Origin of the sequence: Phenylobacterium sp., assembly GCF_013822795.1 — a bacterium.
GTDB lineage: Bacteria > Pseudomonadota > Alphaproteobacteria > Caulobacterales > Caulobacteraceae > Phenylobacterium.
This window is the reverse complement of the sequence record NZ_PNLB01000012.1, coordinates 54,996-70,832: the sequence shown is the minus strand read 5'-3', so window position 1 is coordinate 70,832 and position 15,837 is coordinate 54,996. Positions and strand designations below refer to the sequence as shown.

General features: G+C 69.2%; 17 protein-coding genes. 11 read left to right on the top strand and 6 right to left on the bottom strand.

The annotated features are described in order from the left end of the window. Positions 1-56 precede the first annotated feature (56 nt). The gene (locus C0481_RS12160) at positions 57-245 is read left to right on the top strand and encodes a hypothetical protein (RefSeq protein ID WP_293404039.1); all 189 of its coding nucleotides are present in this window, start codon (positions 57-59) and stop codon (positions 243-245) included. 3 nt (positions 246-248) lie between these two features. Here C0481_RS12160 and C0481_RS12155 read toward each other — a convergent pair whose 3' ends face one another. Next, complete coding sequence (locus tag C0481_RS12155) at positions 249-539, bottom strand: UrcA family protein (RefSeq protein ID WP_293404037.1); 291 nt, start codon at positions 537-539, stop codon at positions 249-251. 113 nt (positions 540-652) lie between these two features. Beyond that, positions 653-874: a hypothetical protein gene (locus C0481_RS12150; RefSeq protein ID WP_293404035.1), complete on the bottom strand. Its 222-nt coding sequence runs from the start codon at positions 872-874 to the stop codon at positions 653-655. Positions 875-1,017: 143 nt separating this feature from the next. Here C0481_RS12150 and C0481_RS12145 point away from each other — a divergent pair, with 143 nt between their 5' ends. The 5 genes from C0481_RS12145 (at position 1,018) to C0481_RS12125 (ending at position 5,455) form a co-directional block, all read left to right on the top strand. Next, a complete protein-coding gene (locus C0481_RS12145; protein ID WP_293404033.1) occupies positions 1,018-2,541 on the top strand; it encodes a UbiD family decarboxylase in 1,524 nt (507 codons plus the stop codon). An 89-nt stretch (positions 2,542-2,630) separates the two neighbouring features. Next, positions 2,631-3,032, top strand: a complete 402-nt coding sequence (locus tag C0481_RS12140) for an MAPEG family protein (protein WP_293404031.1) — start codon at positions 2,631-2,633, stop codon at positions 3,030-3,032. Positions 3,033-3,075: 43 nt separating this feature from the next. After that, entirely contained in the window at positions 3,076-4,407 is a 1,332-nt protein-coding gene (locus C0481_RS12135) for a TldD/PmbA family protein (protein ID WP_293404199.1), read from the top strand. Continuing rightward, positions 4,407-5,201: a 3'(2'),5'-bisphosphate nucleotidase CysQ gene (locus C0481_RS12130; RefSeq protein WP_293404029.1), complete on the top strand. Its 795-nt coding sequence runs from the start codon at positions 4,407-4,409 to the stop codon at positions 5,199-5,201. The genes C0481_RS12135 and C0481_RS12130 overlap by 1 nt, the downstream gene beginning before the upstream one ends. A gap of 17 nt (positions 5,202-5,218) precedes the next feature. Next, positions 5,219-5,455, top strand: a complete 237-nt coding sequence (locus tag C0481_RS12125; protein ID WP_293404027.1) for a DUF4170 domain-containing protein — start codon at positions 5,219-5,221, stop codon at positions 5,453-5,455. A gap of 31 nt (positions 5,456-5,486) precedes the next feature. Here the strand turns inward: C0481_RS12125 and C0481_RS12120 are convergent, their stop codons facing one another. Both C0481_RS12120 and C0481_RS12115 read right to left on the bottom strand, forming a co-directional pair. Then, complete coding sequence (locus C0481_RS12120) at positions 5,487-6,152, bottom strand: sulfur transferase domain-containing protein (RefSeq protein WP_293404025.1); 666 nt, start codon at positions 6,150-6,152, stop codon at positions 5,487-5,489. A gap of 74 nt (positions 6,153-6,226) precedes the next feature. After that, on the bottom strand, positions 6,227-6,781 hold the full coding sequence (locus tag C0481_RS12115; RefSeq protein WP_293404023.1) for a hypothetical protein: 555 nt from the start codon (positions 6,779-6,781) through the stop codon (positions 6,227-6,229). Between the two features lie 161 nt (positions 6,782-6,942). Here C0481_RS12115 and C0481_RS12110 point away from each other — a divergent pair, with 161 nt between their 5' ends. The 5 genes from C0481_RS12110 to lpxK are packed head-to-tail and all read left to right on the top strand — an operon-like array spanning position 6,943 to position 12,690. Next, on the top strand, positions 6,943-8,715 hold the full coding sequence (locus C0481_RS12110; protein WP_293404021.1) for an ABC transporter ATP-binding protein: 1,773 nt from the start codon (positions 6,943-6,945) through the stop codon (positions 8,713-8,715). After that, positions 8,712-9,413 carry a lysophospholipid acyltransferase family protein gene (locus tag C0481_RS12105; RefSeq protein ID WP_293404019.1) on the top strand — a complete coding sequence of 234 codons (702 nt, stop codon included), beginning with the start codon at positions 8,712-8,714 and terminating at the stop codon, positions 9,411-9,413. Before C0481_RS12110 ends, C0481_RS12105 begins: the two co-directional genes overlap by 4 nt. Positions 9,414-9,443: 30 nt before the next feature. Beyond that, on the top strand, positions 9,444-10,442 hold the full coding sequence (locus C0481_RS12100; protein ID WP_293404017.1) for a cation diffusion facilitator family transporter: 999 nt from the start codon (positions 9,444-9,446) through the stop codon (positions 10,440-10,442). An 8-nt stretch (positions 10,443-10,450) separates the two neighbouring features. After that, a complete protein-coding gene (locus C0481_RS12095) occupies positions 10,451-11,701 on the top strand; it encodes a 3-deoxy-D-manno-octulosonic acid transferase (protein ID WP_293404015.1) in 1,251 nt (416 codons plus the stop codon). After that, on the top strand, positions 11,698-12,690 hold the full coding sequence (lpxK, locus tag C0481_RS12090) for a tetraacyldisaccharide 4'-kinase (protein WP_293404013.1): 993 nt from the start codon (positions 11,698-11,700) through the stop codon (positions 12,688-12,690). Before C0481_RS12095 ends, lpxK begins: the two co-directional genes overlap by 4 nt. On the opposite strand, the gene C0481_RS12085 is transcribed toward lpxK, so the two are convergent. Then, positions 12,687-14,633 (bottom strand): transglycosylase domain-containing protein, encoded by a 1,947-nt coding sequence (locus C0481_RS12085; RefSeq protein WP_293404011.1) that lies wholly within the window; start codon positions 14,631-14,633, stop codon positions 12,687-12,689. The genes lpxK and C0481_RS12085 overlap by 4 nt on opposite strands. 66 nt (positions 14,634-14,699) lie before the next feature. After that, positions 14,700-15,767 carry a phosphotransferase family protein gene (locus C0481_RS12080; protein ID WP_293404009.1) on the bottom strand — a complete coding sequence of 356 codons (1,068 nt, stop codon included), beginning with the start codon at positions 15,765-15,767 and terminating at the stop codon, positions 14,700-14,702. Positions 15,768-15,837 lie beyond the last annotated feature (70 nt).

Below are 15,837 nucleotides of genomic sequence, written 5' to 3'. Positions count from 1 at the left end.
CCGCTCAGAGGGCGACGGTGCGCGCACGCCGCGACGCCAACGGACAGGAGATCCCCATGGCCCAGCCGAAACCACTCGAGCGCTTCGAGTTCGAGGAAACTGACGAGGGCTACCTGCTGACCGTGGCCGGCGCCGGAGGGGATCCGGTTTCGCTCGCGGTCACCCCCGATCAGATGGACGCCATCATCGACGCCCTGAACGATGTCCTGGGCGGCGACGACGAATTCGATGATGACGACGACTGAGGTCTAGCGGATCGCCAGGCCGGTCCGCACCTGGGTCGAGGCCTGGGCCAGGGTCTCGCGATAGCAATCCGAACGCGCAATGGCCTGCTTGACCATCCGCACGCTGTCGGCTTGCGCGCCGCACGCCTCGAGCGCGGCGGCCTCCAGGCGCTTCTGAAGACGCGCGACGTCGGCCGGACGGCCCGCGTCAAGGTCACCGACCCGCACGACGGCGGAGCCGTATCCGACGGGAGCGGCGACCGCAGCGCCCGCGGCCAGCGCGAGCGCAGTCGAAACTGCGAAGATTTTGAGCATGGCGTTTCCCTACTGCCGAAATTAGTCGCAGCGGCGGGGCTCTGCGGCCTCGTCGCGCCACAACACTTGACAGATATTGGGTTTGCCGACGTCGCGCCACCGAAAACGGGCGGCTAGAACTCGTCTTCCATGGCCGATCGGAACTGCTCGAAAATCTCGGCGGCGCGCTCGTCGCTGGACGGCTCCGGTTCGGGCTCCGGCTTAGGCGCGAGCGCGCCGACAAGTCGGCCGGCCACAGCGCCGTTCTGCACCAGCAGCAGTTCCTCGCCCTCCTCGACGGCGGCGAGCAGCTGGGCGAGCTTGGGCGGGAGGTCGTCGAGATCGATGCGCTTCATGACCCGCCGATTTTACCGGCGCCCGGCAGGTGACACCAGAGCCGCCCCGTCTTTGCTGCGTTGGAGCGGGATGCTGGCGGAAAACCGCTTCGCACTTTTCCTCAACCCGCTCTAGACCGGACGACAGCACGAATGGAGAGCGCATGGCCTATCGGTCGCTGAGGGATTTCATCGCCAAACTGGAATCGGCGGGCGAACTGGTGCGGGTCAGCGAGCCGGTCTCCAGCGTACTGGAGATGACCGAGATCCAGCGCCGGCTGCTGGCCACCGGCGGCCCGGCGGTTCTGTTCGAGAACGTCATTCGCGCCGACGGCGAACGCTCGACCATGCCGTGCCTGGTCAACCTGTTCGGCACCGTGAAGCGCGTGGCCATGGGCGTGACCCTCGAAGGCCAGGAGCGCACGACCGCGGGCGAGTTGCGCGAAGTCGGCGAACTGCTGGCCTTCCTGCGCAGTCCCGAGCCGCCGCGCGGCCTGAAGGACGCCTTCGAGATGCTGCCGCTGGCCAAGACGGTGATGTCGATGCGCCCGGCCACGGTGAAGAAGGCTCCGGTGCAGGAGGTCGTCTGGACCGGCGACCAGATCGACCTGACCAAGCTTCCGATTCAGACCTGCTGGCCGGGCGAACCGGCGCCGCTGATCACCTGGCCGCTGGTGGTGACCAAGGGGCCGTCCGACGAGCGTGAGGATGACTACAACCTCGGCATCTACCGCATGCAGGTGCTGGGCAAGGACAAGACCATCATGCGCTGGCTGGCGCACCGCGGGGGCGCCCAGCATCACCGCCGCTGGAAGGCGGCCGGCAAGCCCGACGCCCTGCCCGCCGCCGTGGTGATCGGCGCAGATCCCGGCACCATCCTCGCGGCGGTGACCCCGGTGCCAGAAACGCTGTCGGAGTATCAGTTCGCCGGCCTGATGCGCGGCGCCAAGGTCGACCTGGTCCCGGCCAAGACCGTGCCGCTGCTGGTCCCGGCCCAGGCCGAGATCGTCATCGAAGGCCACGTCATGCTGGACGAATACGCCGACGAGGGACCCTACGGCGACCACACCGGCTATTACAACTCGGTCGAACAGTTCCCGGTCTTCAAGGTCAGCGCCATCACCATGCGCAAGGACCCGATCTACCTGACCACCTTCACCGGCCGGCCGCCGGACGAGCCGAGCGTGCTGGGCGAGGCGCTGAACGAGGTGTTCATCCCGCTGCTGCGCCAGCAGTTCCCGGAGATCATCGACTTCTGGCTGCCGCCGGAGGGCTGCTCCTACCGCATCGCCGTGGTCTCGATGAAGAAGGCCTACCCCGGCCACGCCAAGCGCGTGATGATGGGCGTCTGGAGCTTCCTGCGGCAGTTCATGTACACCAAGTGGGTGATCGTCGTGGACGACGACATCAACGCCCGCGACTGGAAGGACGTCATGTGGGCGCTGTCGACCCGCATGGACCCGGCCCGCGACATCACCCTCGTCGAGGGCACCCCCATCGACTATCTCGACTTCGCCTCGCCCGAGAGCGGGCTGGGCTCGAAGATCGGCCTGGACGCCACCAACAAGTGGCCGCCCGAGACCCATCGCGAATGGGGCGAGAAGCTGGGCATGGACGAAGCGACTGTGAAGGCCGTCACAGAGAAGTGGGCGCGGCTGGGCCTGCCCGGCGGCGGGGCCGAGGTCTGACTAGGACGTGACCGGGGCAAGCCTTGCCCTTTGCGCAAATCCAAGTCCAACTGCGCGTCTTCGCGGGGGCGATAGAGGGACAATCAAGTATGGACGCCGTGACATCCGGCCACGCTGCGGCCCTATGGGTCGGGCTGCACCTGATCCTGTTGCTGGTGCTGTCGCTGCTGGTCGTGCGCCAACGGCGCCGGCACAAGGTGGCGCTGGGCGACGGCGGGGTTCCGGAATTGGCCCAGGCGATCCGGGCCTTCGGCAACGCCACGGAGTACGTCCCGGCCGCCCTGATCGGCATCGCGGTGCTGGCCATGGTCGACGCACCGCCCCTCGCCGTTCACCTGACCGGTCTCATGCTGTTCGTCGGCCGATGCCTGCACGCCTTCGGTCTGTCGCGCAGCGGCGGCGCCTCCTTCGCCCGCTCGATCGGCGTGACTTTGACCTGGCTGGCCTATGTCTTCGCCAGCGTCGCCCTGCTGTTCTACGCCATCGCGTGAGCCGCGGCTTGCCGCGAGGCGCGCATCCCGCCATATGGCCTTGATGGATGAAAACCTGCTCGCCGATGTCGTCGCCGCCGCGCTGAAAGCCGGGGCGGACTCCGCCGAAGCCGTCGGGGCGCAACGCGCCGCCCTGGGCATCAACGTCCGCATGGGCGAGTTGGAGGAGGTCGAGCGCGAGGAGAGCCGCGATCTTGGCCTGCGCGTCTTCGTCGGCCAGCGGCAGGCGACGGTCTCCGGGTCCGACATCTCCGCCGAGGCCCGCGCCAAGCTGATCGAGCGCGCCGTGGCGATGGCCAAGCTGGCGCCTGAGGATCCCTACGCGGGACTGGCCCCCAAGGAGCGTCTGGCCCAGGGTCCGTTCGCGGACCTCGACCTTTACGATCCGCAGGAGCCCACACCGGAATCCCTGGAAGAAGTCGCCCGCGCCGCCGAAGACGCCGCCCGCGCCAATCCGAAGGTCACCAACTCGGACGGCGGCTCGGCCTCGGCCTCGTCGTCGCACTGGCGGCTGGTGACCTCGGACGGCTTCTCCGGAGTCTACCAGGCCTCGGCCTTCTCGATCACCGCCTCGGCGATCGCCGGCGACGGCGAGACCATGGAAAGCGGGTATGACGGCCGCTCAGCCCGCTGGCGCGGCGATCTGCCCAGCGCCAAGTCGATCGGCGAAGAGGCCGGCCGCCGCGCCGCACAGCGCCTGGGCGCGCGGAAGATCGACTCCACCACCGCCCCGGTGATCTTCGAGAACCGCGTGGCCATGTCGCTGATCAGTCCGCTGATCGGGGCCATCGCCGGCCCCTCGATCGCGCGCGGGACTTCGTTCCTGAAGGACAAGCTGAACGCCCAGCTCTTCGCCAAAGGCGTCAACATCGTCGACGATCCGCACAAGGTCCGCGGCCTCGGCTCCTCGCCGTTCGACGACGAGGGCGTGGCAAATCGCCGTTGGGCGCTGATCGAGGACGGCGTCCTGACCACCTGGCTGATGAACACCTCGTCGGCGCGCCAGCTGGGCCTGGAGACCACTGGCCACGCCTCGCGCGGCCTGGCCGGCGCCCCCGGCGTCTCGACCACCAACCTGACTCTCGAGCCCGGCGCCCACAGCCAGGCGGAACTGATCGCCCAGGCCGGCAAGGGCCTGCTGATCACCTCGATGTTCGGCCCCTCGCTGAACGGCAACACCGGCGACTGGTCGGTCGGATGCTCGGGATTCTGGTTCGAAGACGGCGAACTCGCCTATCCGGTCGCCGAGATCACCGTCGCCGGGAACTTGATCGACATCTACGGCCGGCTGGTCCCGGGCTCTGACCTCGAGATCCGCGGCTCGGCCAATGCGCCGTCGCTGCTGGTCGACGGCCTGGCGATCGCCGGGCGCTGATGACGGACCCGGCCCAGGACCTCGAACTGATCAGCCAAGCGGCGTTCGACGCCGGAGCCCTGGCCCTCAAGCTACGCCGCGAGGGCCTGGAGACGACCTTCAAGGAAGGCGACTCGCCGGTCACCAACGCCGACCTGGCCACGGATGCGTTGATCAAGCAGATCCTGACCAGCGCCCGCCCCGACTACGGCTGGCTGTCCGAGGAGACGGCCGACGATCCAGCCCGCCGCGCCTGTCGCAGGCTGTTCGTGGTCGACCCGATCGACGGCACCCGCGCCTTCATCAGGAACCGGCCCTGGTGGGCGGTGTCCGTCGCCGTCGTCGAGGATGACAAGCCGATCGCCGGCGTGGTCTTCGCCCCCGACGTCGACGAGACCTACCAGGCCATCGCCGGCGCCGGCGCGACCCTCAACGGCCAGGCTATTCACGCCTCGGACCGCGACGTCGTGGAAGGCTGCGGCATGGTCGGCGACGCGCGCATGTTCGCCCACCCCGCCTGGCCCACGCCCTGGCCTGAGATGCGGATCGAGGCCCGCAACTCGACGGCCTACCGGCTGTGCGCCATCGCCGCCGGCGCATTCGATGCAACCCTGGCCCTAGTTGCGAAGTTCGATTGGGACCTGGCGGCCGCCGACCTCATCGCCCGGGAGGCGGGCGCCTTCGTGGGCGACCACCGGGGACGGCCGTTCGTGTACAATGGCGTAAAACCTGCGCAACCGAGCTTGGTTTGCGCCGCTCCGCGATTGGCCCCATTGATCCTGGAGCGCGTACGGCATATCGACCTACCCAACTGACCATTTTGGGGAACATCATGCCCGATAAGCAGCTCCTGCACCTCGTCATCGGCGGCGAACTCGAAGATCTTGAGCACAACACGTTCCGCGACCTGTCGAAGATCGACCTCGTCGGCGCCTTCGCCAGCCATGGCGAAGCGGTCGCCGCCTGGCGCCGCAAGGCGCAAGAGACCGTCGACAACGCGCACATGCGCTACTTCGTGATTCACGCTCACAAGCTGCTGGATCCGGACAAGGACCCGCAGGAAGACTAAGGCTGGCGGCGAGCCTCCCTCGACGGGAGGCTTACTCCCGCTTCAGGATGCCTTCGGTAAGCAGCCGGCCCCACATCTGGGCGCGGAAGTCGGCCTTGATCCCGGCCTCGTCGTAGGCGTCGCTGTCGACCCATTCCAAGAAGCTCTGCCCCTTGGGCTCGCCCTCGGCCAGATAGCGCTCGAACGTATAGTCCAGCACCCCGGTCTTGCCCTGCTTCACATGCAGGTACCGGATGTGCAGCTGGTCCAGCGCCTCGCGGATCGGCAACCCCTTGCGGAAGTGCATGTAGAACACGCTCATGATGCCCGCCCGGTCCGCGCCGGACTTGCAGTGCATCAGGGCTGGGTATTCGATCGTCTCGAACAATTCCTTGGCGCCGTGGACGCGGGCGCGGCTGGGCACCTCCCGCGAGGTGATGGTGAAGTCGACCATCTTCAGACCCAAGCGTTGGCAGGCGTCCTTTTCCAGCGCGTGGAAACTGGCGTCGAACCCGCCGCGCAGGTTGATCACCGTCTTGATGCCGCGCTTCTTCCACTCGGCCAGCTGGTGCGGCCAGGGCTGGTTGGTGCGCACCAGCTCGTCGCTGATCCAGTGGGCGTTGGAAAAGCCCAGGCGCAGATAAGCGTGATCCTTCCAGAGGTAGTCCAGATAGGTCGCGACGCGCCCCTTGGGCGTGGTGAGGTCGAAATCGGCCAAGCGAGCTTCCTGCATTGCGCGGGCCTAGATAGGCGGTTCGAGACGCCAGCGGAAGCCAAGCGCGACGTCTGGTCCTAGGTTGCTGGCTTCAGCACGGCGGTGAACCCAGCGACCTTGCCGCTGCTCGGCATCAGGGCGCAGGTGAAGGTGAAGTCGCGCCATGCCGATCCCGAGCGCACCTGGCCCATGCCGGTCAGGCTGCGGGTGCTGACCAGCGTCAGCGTCTTGGGATCCTCGGCCCCCAGAAACACCCGATCGGCGTTGGGCACCTGCTTCTTCAGGGCTGGCAGGGCTGCTGGGCGGCAGATCACCTCGGCCACCTTCTTGGCGTTGCTCCAGCCGTTCGCCAGGCGCCGCTCCTCAGGCGTCTTAAGCGCCGCGATGGACTTGGCGATCGCGGTGTTCTGAGCCCGCGAAAGTTCAGGCTCCCGGCCCAGTATGGTCGGCGGCGCGGCCGGCGGGACCGGGACCAGCGTCGTTAGGGGTGCAGCCTTGGCTGGCGGCGCCGGCGACGGCGCGGCCTTGGCGGGCGGCGGAACCGCCTTGGCGGCAGGCGCGGTCGGCGGCGTCTGCGCAACCGCGAGCGCCGGTGCGAGCGCCAGAGCCAAGGCGAATGCGACGATGCGCATGACGGTCTCCATATGGGGTCTGGATCGCCGCCGCGCCCGTCGGCTCGGGTCAGGATCGGCGGCGCCCCTCGGTTTCACCCCGACCGACACCATATGCCGCCTTTGCGCCGGGCCAAGACGCCTTCTTGACTTCGCAGCGCCGAGAGCCGACCCCAGGACTGATGACCGAGCCCGCCGCCGAACTTTCCACCCGCGCCGTCGTCGCCCGGATCGCACGCGTCTACATGGCGCCGCGCTGGAAGGGCTGGACCGTGGCCATGATCGCCGCGATCGCCGTGGCCTATCTGAGCGCCAGCCTGATCCAGATCCTGGAACCGGCGATCAACGACCTGCTGGTCAACCACAAGCCAGGAACCCTCTTGGCGGTGCCGTTGACCATCGCCGGCCTGGCCCTCGCCCGCGGTCTGTCGCAGGTGATCCAGGCGACCCAGGTCAACCGCATCGGCAACGAGGTCGTCGGCCAGGTCCAGGTGCAGCTGTTCGGCAAACTGGTGCGCGCCGATCTCGCCCGGCTGAGAGCCGGCCACACCGGTTCGTTCGTCTCCTCGGTGCTCTATGACGCCGGCTTGATCCGCGAGGCGGCGACCGCCGGCGTGATCAACTACACCCAGCATCTGCTGACCGTGATCGGGGCGATTGTGGTGATGGTCAGCAATGACCCGATGCTGTCGCTGACGCTGGTCGTCGCCGCGCCGCTGTCGACCTGGGTGATGCGGCGGTTCTCCAAGCGCACGGTCAAGGCCACCAAGGGCGCCATGGCCGAGACCTCCGCGCTCTCCACCGCCATTATGGAAAGCCTCGACGGCGTCCGTGTCGTGAAGATCGAGAACCGCGAGGCCTATGAGGAAAACCGCGTCGCCGAAGTCGTAAAGCGCCGCCAGAAGTTCCTGGTCAAGGGCGCCAACGCCCGCGCCCGCGCCGCGCCGGCGACCGAAACGCTGATGACCCTGATCACCGCCGGGGTCATCGCCTACGCCGGCTGGCGCTCGCAATCGGGCGGCATGAACGTCGGGGCCTTCGTCGCCTTCATCGGTGCGCTGGGCCTGGCCTCGCAATCGCTGCGCCAGCTGGCCAACCTGCAGACGGTGATGGCCGAGGGGCTGTCCGCGGCCCGCCGCCTGTTCGCCTCGCTCGACGTCGAGCCGGAGGTGCGTGAACAGCCCGGCGCCAAGCCGCTGGTCATCACAGACGGCACCGTGGCGTTCGACAACGTCGGCTTCGCCTATGGCGCCGAAGACCGGCCGGCCCTGCAAGGCGTCAGCTTCGAAGTCCGGCGCGGCGAGACCGTCGCCCTGGTCGGCCCGTCCGGCGGCGGCAAGACCACGATCCTCAACCTGATCCCGCGCTTCTACGACGCCAGCAGCGGCAAGGTGACGATCGACGGGGTCGATGTTCGCGACGTCACCCTGGCCTCGCTGCGCGACCATGTCGCCCTGGTCACCCAGGAGCCGTTCCTGTTCGACGAAAGCATTCGCGCCAACATCGCCTACGGGCGGCCGGGCGCCAGCCAGGAACAGGTGATCGAGGCCGCCAAGGCCGCCGCCGCGCACGAGTTCATCTGCGCCCTGCCCGAAGGCTACGAGACCCTGGTCGGCGAAGCCGGCGCACGGCTGTCCGGCGGACAGCGCCAACGCATCGCCATCGCCCGCGCCTTCCTGAAGGACGCCCCGATCCTGCTGCTCGACGAGGCGACCAGCGCCCTCGACACCGAAAGCGAGGCTCAGGTCCAGGCGGCGCTGTCGCGACTTATGGCCGGGCGCGCCACCATCCTGATCGCTCACCGGCTGTCGACCGTGCGCGGCGCGGACCGCATCTATGTGATTGAGAAGGGCAAGGTGGTCGAAACCGGCGACCATGCGAGCCTGATCAAGAAACGCGGCCTCTATGCTCGGTTGGCCAAGAGCCAGGATCTCGACATGGAACCTGCGCTTTGAAGAACCTGCTGCGTAACCCCGGCGTCCAGACCTTCCTGAGCTGGCTGCTCTATCTCCACCTTATCGTCACGCTGAAGAGCCGCCGCTGGGTGCACGACAACCTCGCCAGCGTCGAGCCCGTGCTGACCGACGGAAAGCCGGCCGTGGCGCTGTTCTGGCACGGCAGCATCCCGCTGTGCCTGGGCCTGGCGCCCGTCTGGTGGCGGCGCGACAAGGTCCGCTGCATGGTTTCGCCCTCAGCCGACGGCGAGTTCATCGCCCAGGCGCTGTCTCGCGCCGGCTTTCCCGCCATTCGCACCTCCTCGGCCAAGAAGGGCGACACCACGAAGGCGCGGCAGGCGGTCGCCGCGATCCGCGAGGCGATCAACTGGGTCAATGACGGCGGCGTGCTGATCGTCACCCCGGACGGCCCGCGCGGCCCCGCCGAGGTCATCGCCCAGGGCTCGCTGCAGATCGCCAAGAAGACCGGGGCGCCGATCTACCTGATGGGTCTAGCGGTTTCGCCGGCCATCGTGCTCGACACCTGGGACAAGGTCACCTTCGCCTGGCCGTTCGGCCGTGGGGCGACCGCCTGGGACGGGCCCTACTACGTGCCCGCCGACGCCGGCGAGGCCGAGATCGCCGCCCTGATCGAAGACCTGTCGGCGAAGCTGACCGCCACCACCCGGCGAGCCGAAGCCCTGGTCGCCCGACGTTGATCCTTCCGCGCCGGGGTGACACATAGAGTCATGGCGCACGACCATTCGAGCCATCGTCACGACGACCACGACCATGACCACGATCATGGCGCCCCTGGCCATGCGCACAGCCATGGGCATGGCCATTCCCACGGTCCCGGCGGCCATAGCCACGCGCCCAAGGACTTTGGCCGCGCCTTCGCCATCGGGGTCGGACTGAACTTCGCCTTCGTGCTGGCCGAGGCCGGCGTCGGGCTCTGGTCGGGTTCGCTGGCGCTGCTGGCCGACGCCGGACACAATCTATCGGACGTGCTCAGCCTGCTGCTGGCCTGGGGCGCGACGATCCTCGCCAAGGCCGCGCCGACCTCGCGCCGCACCTATGGCCTGCGCAAGGCCACCATCCTCGCCTCTCTGGCCAACGCCGTGCTGCTGCTGGTCGCGGTCGGGGTGATCGTCTCCGAGGCGATCCACCGCTTTGCCGAGCCCGCCCCAATCGCCACCTGGCCCGTCATGATCGTCGCGGCGATCGGCGTCGTCATTAACACCGCCACGGCGCTGATGTTCATGAAGGGCCACGAGGACCTGAACATCCGCGGGGCGTTCCTGCACATGGCCGCCGACGCAGCCGTGTCGTTGGCGGTCGTGATCGGCGCGGGCGCGATCGCGCTGACCGGCCTGCTGTGGATCGATCCGGCGCTGAGCCTGCTGATCGCCGCCGTCATCGTCATCGGCACCTGGGCGCTGCTGCGCGAATCCGTCGACCTGGCCCTCGACGCCGCCCCGCGCGGGCTGGACGTCGAGGCGGTGCGCGCCTGGCTGCTGGCGCGGCCCGGCGTGAGCGAGGTGCACGACCTGCACGTCTGGGCGATGAGCACCACCGAGACCGCGATGACCGCCCACGTCACGCGTCCCGACAACAGCGACAGCGACGAATTCCTGCATGCCGCCTGCGAGGGCCTGGCCGGCAAGTTCGGCATCGGCCACGCCACCCTGCAGGTCGAGACCGGGCACGCCGCGGCCTGCCGGCTCGCCAACGCCCACGCGGTCTGAGCCCCGCCTTGCGTCCGCTCTCCTTAGCGCTCTACGCAGCCGCCACGGGGCTGGCCGAACCCCTCGCGCCCGGTCTGCTGCGCCGGCGCGCGGCCCGCGGCAAGGAAGACCCCGCCCGCATTGGCGAGCGGCTAGGCCGCGCCGGCGTCGCCCGCCCGCCCGGGCCGCTGGTCTGGCTGCACGGAGTCAGCGTCGGCGAGAGCCTTTCGCTGCTGCCGCTGGCGCAGGCGCTGGCCAGGCCGGGCCTGACCCTGTTGGTCACCTCAGGAACCCGCACCTCCGCCGAACTGCTGGGCAAACGGCTGCCGCCCGGCGCCATCCACCAGTACGCCCCGGTCGACGCGCCAGGGGCCGTGCGACGCTTTCTCGATCACTGGCGTCCCGACACCGCCATCCAGGTCGAGAGCGAGCTCTGGCCCAACCTGATCCTCGGCGCAAAGGCGCGCGGCGCGACGCTGGCGCTGATCTCGGCCCGCATGACCCAGGCCAGCGCCGACGGCTGGGCCCGCGCGCCTGCGGCGGCCCGGGCGGTGCTAGGCGCCTTCGACCTGATCCTGCCGCAGGACGCCGACACCGAGGCGCGGCTGCGCGCCCTTGGCGCAGCGACGGGTCCGCATCTCAACCTCAAGAACATTGGCGCGCCGCTCCCTGCCGATCCCGCCGAGCTCGAACGGCTGAAGACGGCCATCGGCGGGCGGAAGGTAGTGTTGGCCGCCAGCACCCATCCAGGCGAGGACGAGATCATCGCCCGCGCCGCCGCCGGAACAGGCGCCTTGCTGATCCTCGCCCCACGCCACCCCGACCGCGGCGCAGCGGTCGCCGCGCTGCTGACCCAACAGGGCTATCAGGTGGCCCGACGGGCGGCTGGCGAACCGCTGACCGCGGCGACCACGGCCTATGTGGCCGACACCCTGGGCGAAATGGGCTTGTTCTTCCGCGCCTGCGATGTCGCGGTGATGGGCGGCAGCTTCGTACCCGGCGTCGGCGGCCACAATCCGCTAGAGCCAGCGCGACTGGGCGCTCCGATCCTGACCGGCCCCGACGTGTTCAACGCGGCAGCCACCTATGAGGAGATGTTCGAGCGGGTGGCGGCGATCCGCTGCGCCGACGAGGCCGCCCTGGCCCGAGATCTGCGCGGGCTGCTGACCGAGCCGCTGATCGCGCCGCGCATCGGCCGCGCCGCTCTGGCCTACGCCGAGCGCCAGGGGGCGGCCCTGGACGAGGCTCTGACCCTGCTCAAGCCCCTGCTGCCGGCATGAAGCTCTCCACCCCGCGCTGGTGGTACGTCCGCGAGGGCGCGCCGGCCCCGATCACCCGCGCGCTGCTCAAGCCGGTGTCCTGGATCTGGTCGGCGGCGACCGCGCGGCGCCTGGCCCGCGCCCAGCCGATCGATCCGGGCGCTCCGGTGATCTGCGTCGGCAACCTCACCGTCGGCGGCTCCGGCAAGACGCCGGTGGTGCGCGAGCTGCTGCGCCGCCTGCCCGGCGCGCACGGCCTGTCGCGCGGCTATGGCGGGTCCGAGCATGGTCCACTGCGGGTCGACCCCGCCCGCCACACTGCCGCGCAGGTCGGCGACGAGCCGCTGATGCTGGCCGCCGACGCGCCAATCTGGGTGGCCCGCGATCGCGCCGCTGGGGCCCAGGCCGCCGTCGCGGCCGGCGCCTCGGCGATCGTCATGGACGACGGCCATCAGAATCCGAGCCTGAAGAAGACCCTGTCGCTGGTCGTCGTCGATGGTGAGACCCGCAACGACGTCTGGCCGCTGGGCGACGGCTCGGTGTTCCCGGCCGGACCGCTGCGCGAACCGCTGGCGGTCGGCCTGGCGCGAGCGGACGCGGTGATCGTGATGCTGCCGGCCGACCTAGGGCAGCCGGACCCGGAACTGCTCACCGCGCTCGGAGCCAAGCCGGTGCTGATCGCGCGCCTGGAGCCGGCGGAGCCGCCGCCGCCGGGCCCGCAGGTCGGGTTCGCCGGCATCGGCATGCCCTGGAAGGTGGAGCGGGCGCTGAAGGCGGCTGGTTGCGAACTGGTCGATTTCGTGCCGTTCCCCGATCACTTCGCCTATGACGCCGCCGCTCTGAAGCTGATCGAGGGCCGCGCCGAAGTCTTCAACGCCGGCCTCGTCACGACGGAAAAGGACTGGGTGCGACTGCCCCCGGCTTGGCGCGCACGTGCCAAGGCCTGGCCCGTGCGAGCGGTGTTCGAGGACGAAGCAGCCCTCGAACGCCTGATCGCGCCCTACCGCTAGAAGATCGGCTGAGCGGGCTGCTGGGCTGGCTGCGGCGGCGCAACCGGCGCTGGCGCAGGCGCAGCCTCGACCGGCGGCGCGGCGGGGTCGATCGGCTCCACCGGCATGAGGTCATCGATCGTCAGCTCAGGCGCGGCGACCGGCGGCGGCGCGACCGGGGCCAGGCCGATCTGGCGGCCATTGGCGCGCACGACGCCCTTGCTCATCGCGAACCGCGCGAAGTCGCGCCAGATCTCGGCCGGCAAGCCGGCCCCGGCCACGCCGTTCATCGGGCTGTTGTCGTCGTTGCCGACCCAGACGCCGATCACCAGATCGCCGACGTAGCCGAGGTAGAGCGCGTCGCGATAGTCCTGGGTCGTCCCGGTCTTGCCGTAGGCATACGGCGAGACGTTGCCGCCGTTGGCGGTGCCGAAGGTGACCGCCGCGCGCAGCATGTCGCGCAGGCCGTCACGCTCCTTGGCCGGCAGTTCATGCGCGGCCGGCTTGCGGGCCTGGATCACGCCGTACGGGGTCACCGGATAGCGGCCGCCCGCCACGCCGGCATAGGCCGCCGTCAGATCGAGCAGCGTCGTCGGCGCGGTGCCGAGCGCCAGGGTCAGATCGGGCGGGAACTGCGAGCGCAGCCCCATGTCCTCGGCGGCCTTGATGATCGCCCCACGGCCGACCTGCTGGGCCAGGCGCGCGGCGGCCACGTTGGACGAGCCGGCAAAGGCGTTGCGCAGGTGAATCTCGCGGTTGGCGTAGTGGCCTTCGTGGTTCTTCGGCGACCAGTCGGCGATGGTGACCGGGGCGTCGAGGATCAAGCTGTCGGGCGTCATGCCCTGGCGCAGCGCGGCCTGGTAGACGAATAGCTTGAAGGCCGAGCCCGGCTGGCGCTGGGCGTCGGCCGCTCGGTTGAACTGGCTGGTCTTGTAGTCATCGCCGCCGACCATGACGATCACGCGGCCGTCCGGACGCATGGCGACCAGCGCCGCCTGGGTGGCGTGCAGATAGCCGCCGTGGCGCTTCAGGGCGGTGCTGACGATCTCCTCGGCGCGGTCCTGCAGGATCGAATCCAGCGTGGTCGGGACCATCACTTCGCCATAGGCGGCCTCGAACGCCTCGCGCGCCTGGGACGAAACCCAGTCGGCGAAGTAGGAGCCGACGGGCAGCTTCTCGCGGCCTGAACGGACACTCGCCGGGCGCACGCCGCTGGCCTGCTGCGGCGTTATGACGCCCTGCTCGGCCATCGCCGCGACGACGATCCGGGCCCGGGCGCGGGCCGCCTCGAGGTCCTCGGTCGGGGCGAGGCGCGAGGGCGCCTTGACCATGCCGGCCAGCATCGCCGCCTCGCCGATCGAGAGCGTTTCGGGGGTCTTGTCGAAGTAGTGGCGCGCGGCGGCCCGCAGGCCGAACACCCCGTCGCCGAAATAGACGGTCGAGAGGTAGCGCGAGATGATCTCGTCCTTGGACAGCCGCGCCTCGAGATAGAGCGCGATCATCGCCTCCTGGGCCTTGCGGCGCAGGCTGCGCTTGTTGCTGAGGAAGGCGTTCTTCGCCAGCTGCTGGGTGATGGTCGAGCCGCCCTGCTGGACCTCGCCGGCCGAGACGTTGCGCTGCAGGGCGCGGGTCAAGGCCTTCAAATCAATGCCGAAATGGCTGTAGAAGCGCCGATCCTCGATGGCGATGAACGCGCCGGGAACATGCTTGGGCAGCTTGGTCACATCGACCGGCTGCTCCTTGTACGAGCCACGCCGGGCGAACGGCTTGCCATCGGCGGTGACCAACACGAGCGTCGGATCGGGCAGCGGCTCCAGCGCCCGTCCCAGCGGCAGCGACCAGACCATGAAGACGATCACGGCGACCATGGCGAGCACCGCGCCGGCAGCGATCTGCCAGGGGCGGCGACGCCAGATCGGCGGCCGTTCGCGCACGACTTCGGGTGCGCCGGTAAGCTCGGTCATGGGGCTCCGTACTCGGACGTTGGGCGATCGGCCGATCGCCCTCTTCGCACGCCGTGGAGGCGGTTGCTAGGCCCCCGCCCGCTGGGCGTAGTCCCACGCCGACTTGGCCAGCAGCGGCACCCGTTCGGCCATCGCAGCAGCCTGCGGGCTATTGGCCGTGCCGTCGCGGACCCGACCGACGATGCCCTGGCAGATCCCGGCCAGGCGGAACATGTTGTAGGACAGGAACCAGTCGAGGTGATGCAGGCCGGAACGGCCGGTGCGGGCGCAATAGGCCTCGACCGCTTCCTCGATCGTCGGGATGCCGTGCGCCTTCAGGTCCGGCAGCTGCGAGATCGTGCCGTTCACCCAGTTCATCAGCAGATAGGTGAAGTCGGCGAGCGGCTCGCCGAGCGTCCCCAGCTCCCAGTCGAGCACGGCGATGACCCGCGCTTCGGTCGGATGGATGACCATGTTGTCGAGGCGGTAGTCGCCATGGACGATCGAGGTGCGCTCCTGCTCGGGCAGGGTCTTGGGCAGCCAATCGATCAGCCGCTCCATCTCCTCGATGTGGGCGGTCTCCGAGGCCTTATATTGCTTGGTCCAGCGGTCGACTTGCCGGCCCATGTAGTTGCCGGGCTTGCCGTAGTCGCCGAGGCCGATGGCCTGGTAGTCGGTGTTGTGCAGGTCGGCCAGGGTGTTGATCTTGGCCATGAAGATCGCGTGGCGCTCGGCCGGCTCGTACTGCGGCAGCTGCTGGTCCCAGAGGATCCGGCCTTCGACCATGTCCATGACGTAGAACATGGTGCCGATGACGGCCTCGTCGGTGCACAGGCCGTAGGAGCGCGCGACCGGGAAGCCGGTCGGATAGAGCGCAGTGATCACCTTGTATTCGCGGTCGACCGCGTGCGCCGAGGGCAGCAGCTTGCCCGGCGGCTTGCGCCGCATGACGTACTTCTTGGTCGGGGTGATCAGCTGGTAGGTCGGGTTCGACTGACCGCCCTTGAACTGACGAACTTCCAGCGGGCCGGCATAGCCTTCGACATTGGCCTGCATCCAGGCGGCCAGGGCGGCCTCGTCAAAGCGATGGGACTCGGCGACCTCCTTGGTCCCGCTGTTGAGCTGTTCGCGCTGCTGCTCGGCGGTGTCGGACATGGCGGTTCCCTCGGCGGTTCGTACAGTTGTTTGAACCACCATACCGAGGCCATGGCATGGCGAGCAAGCC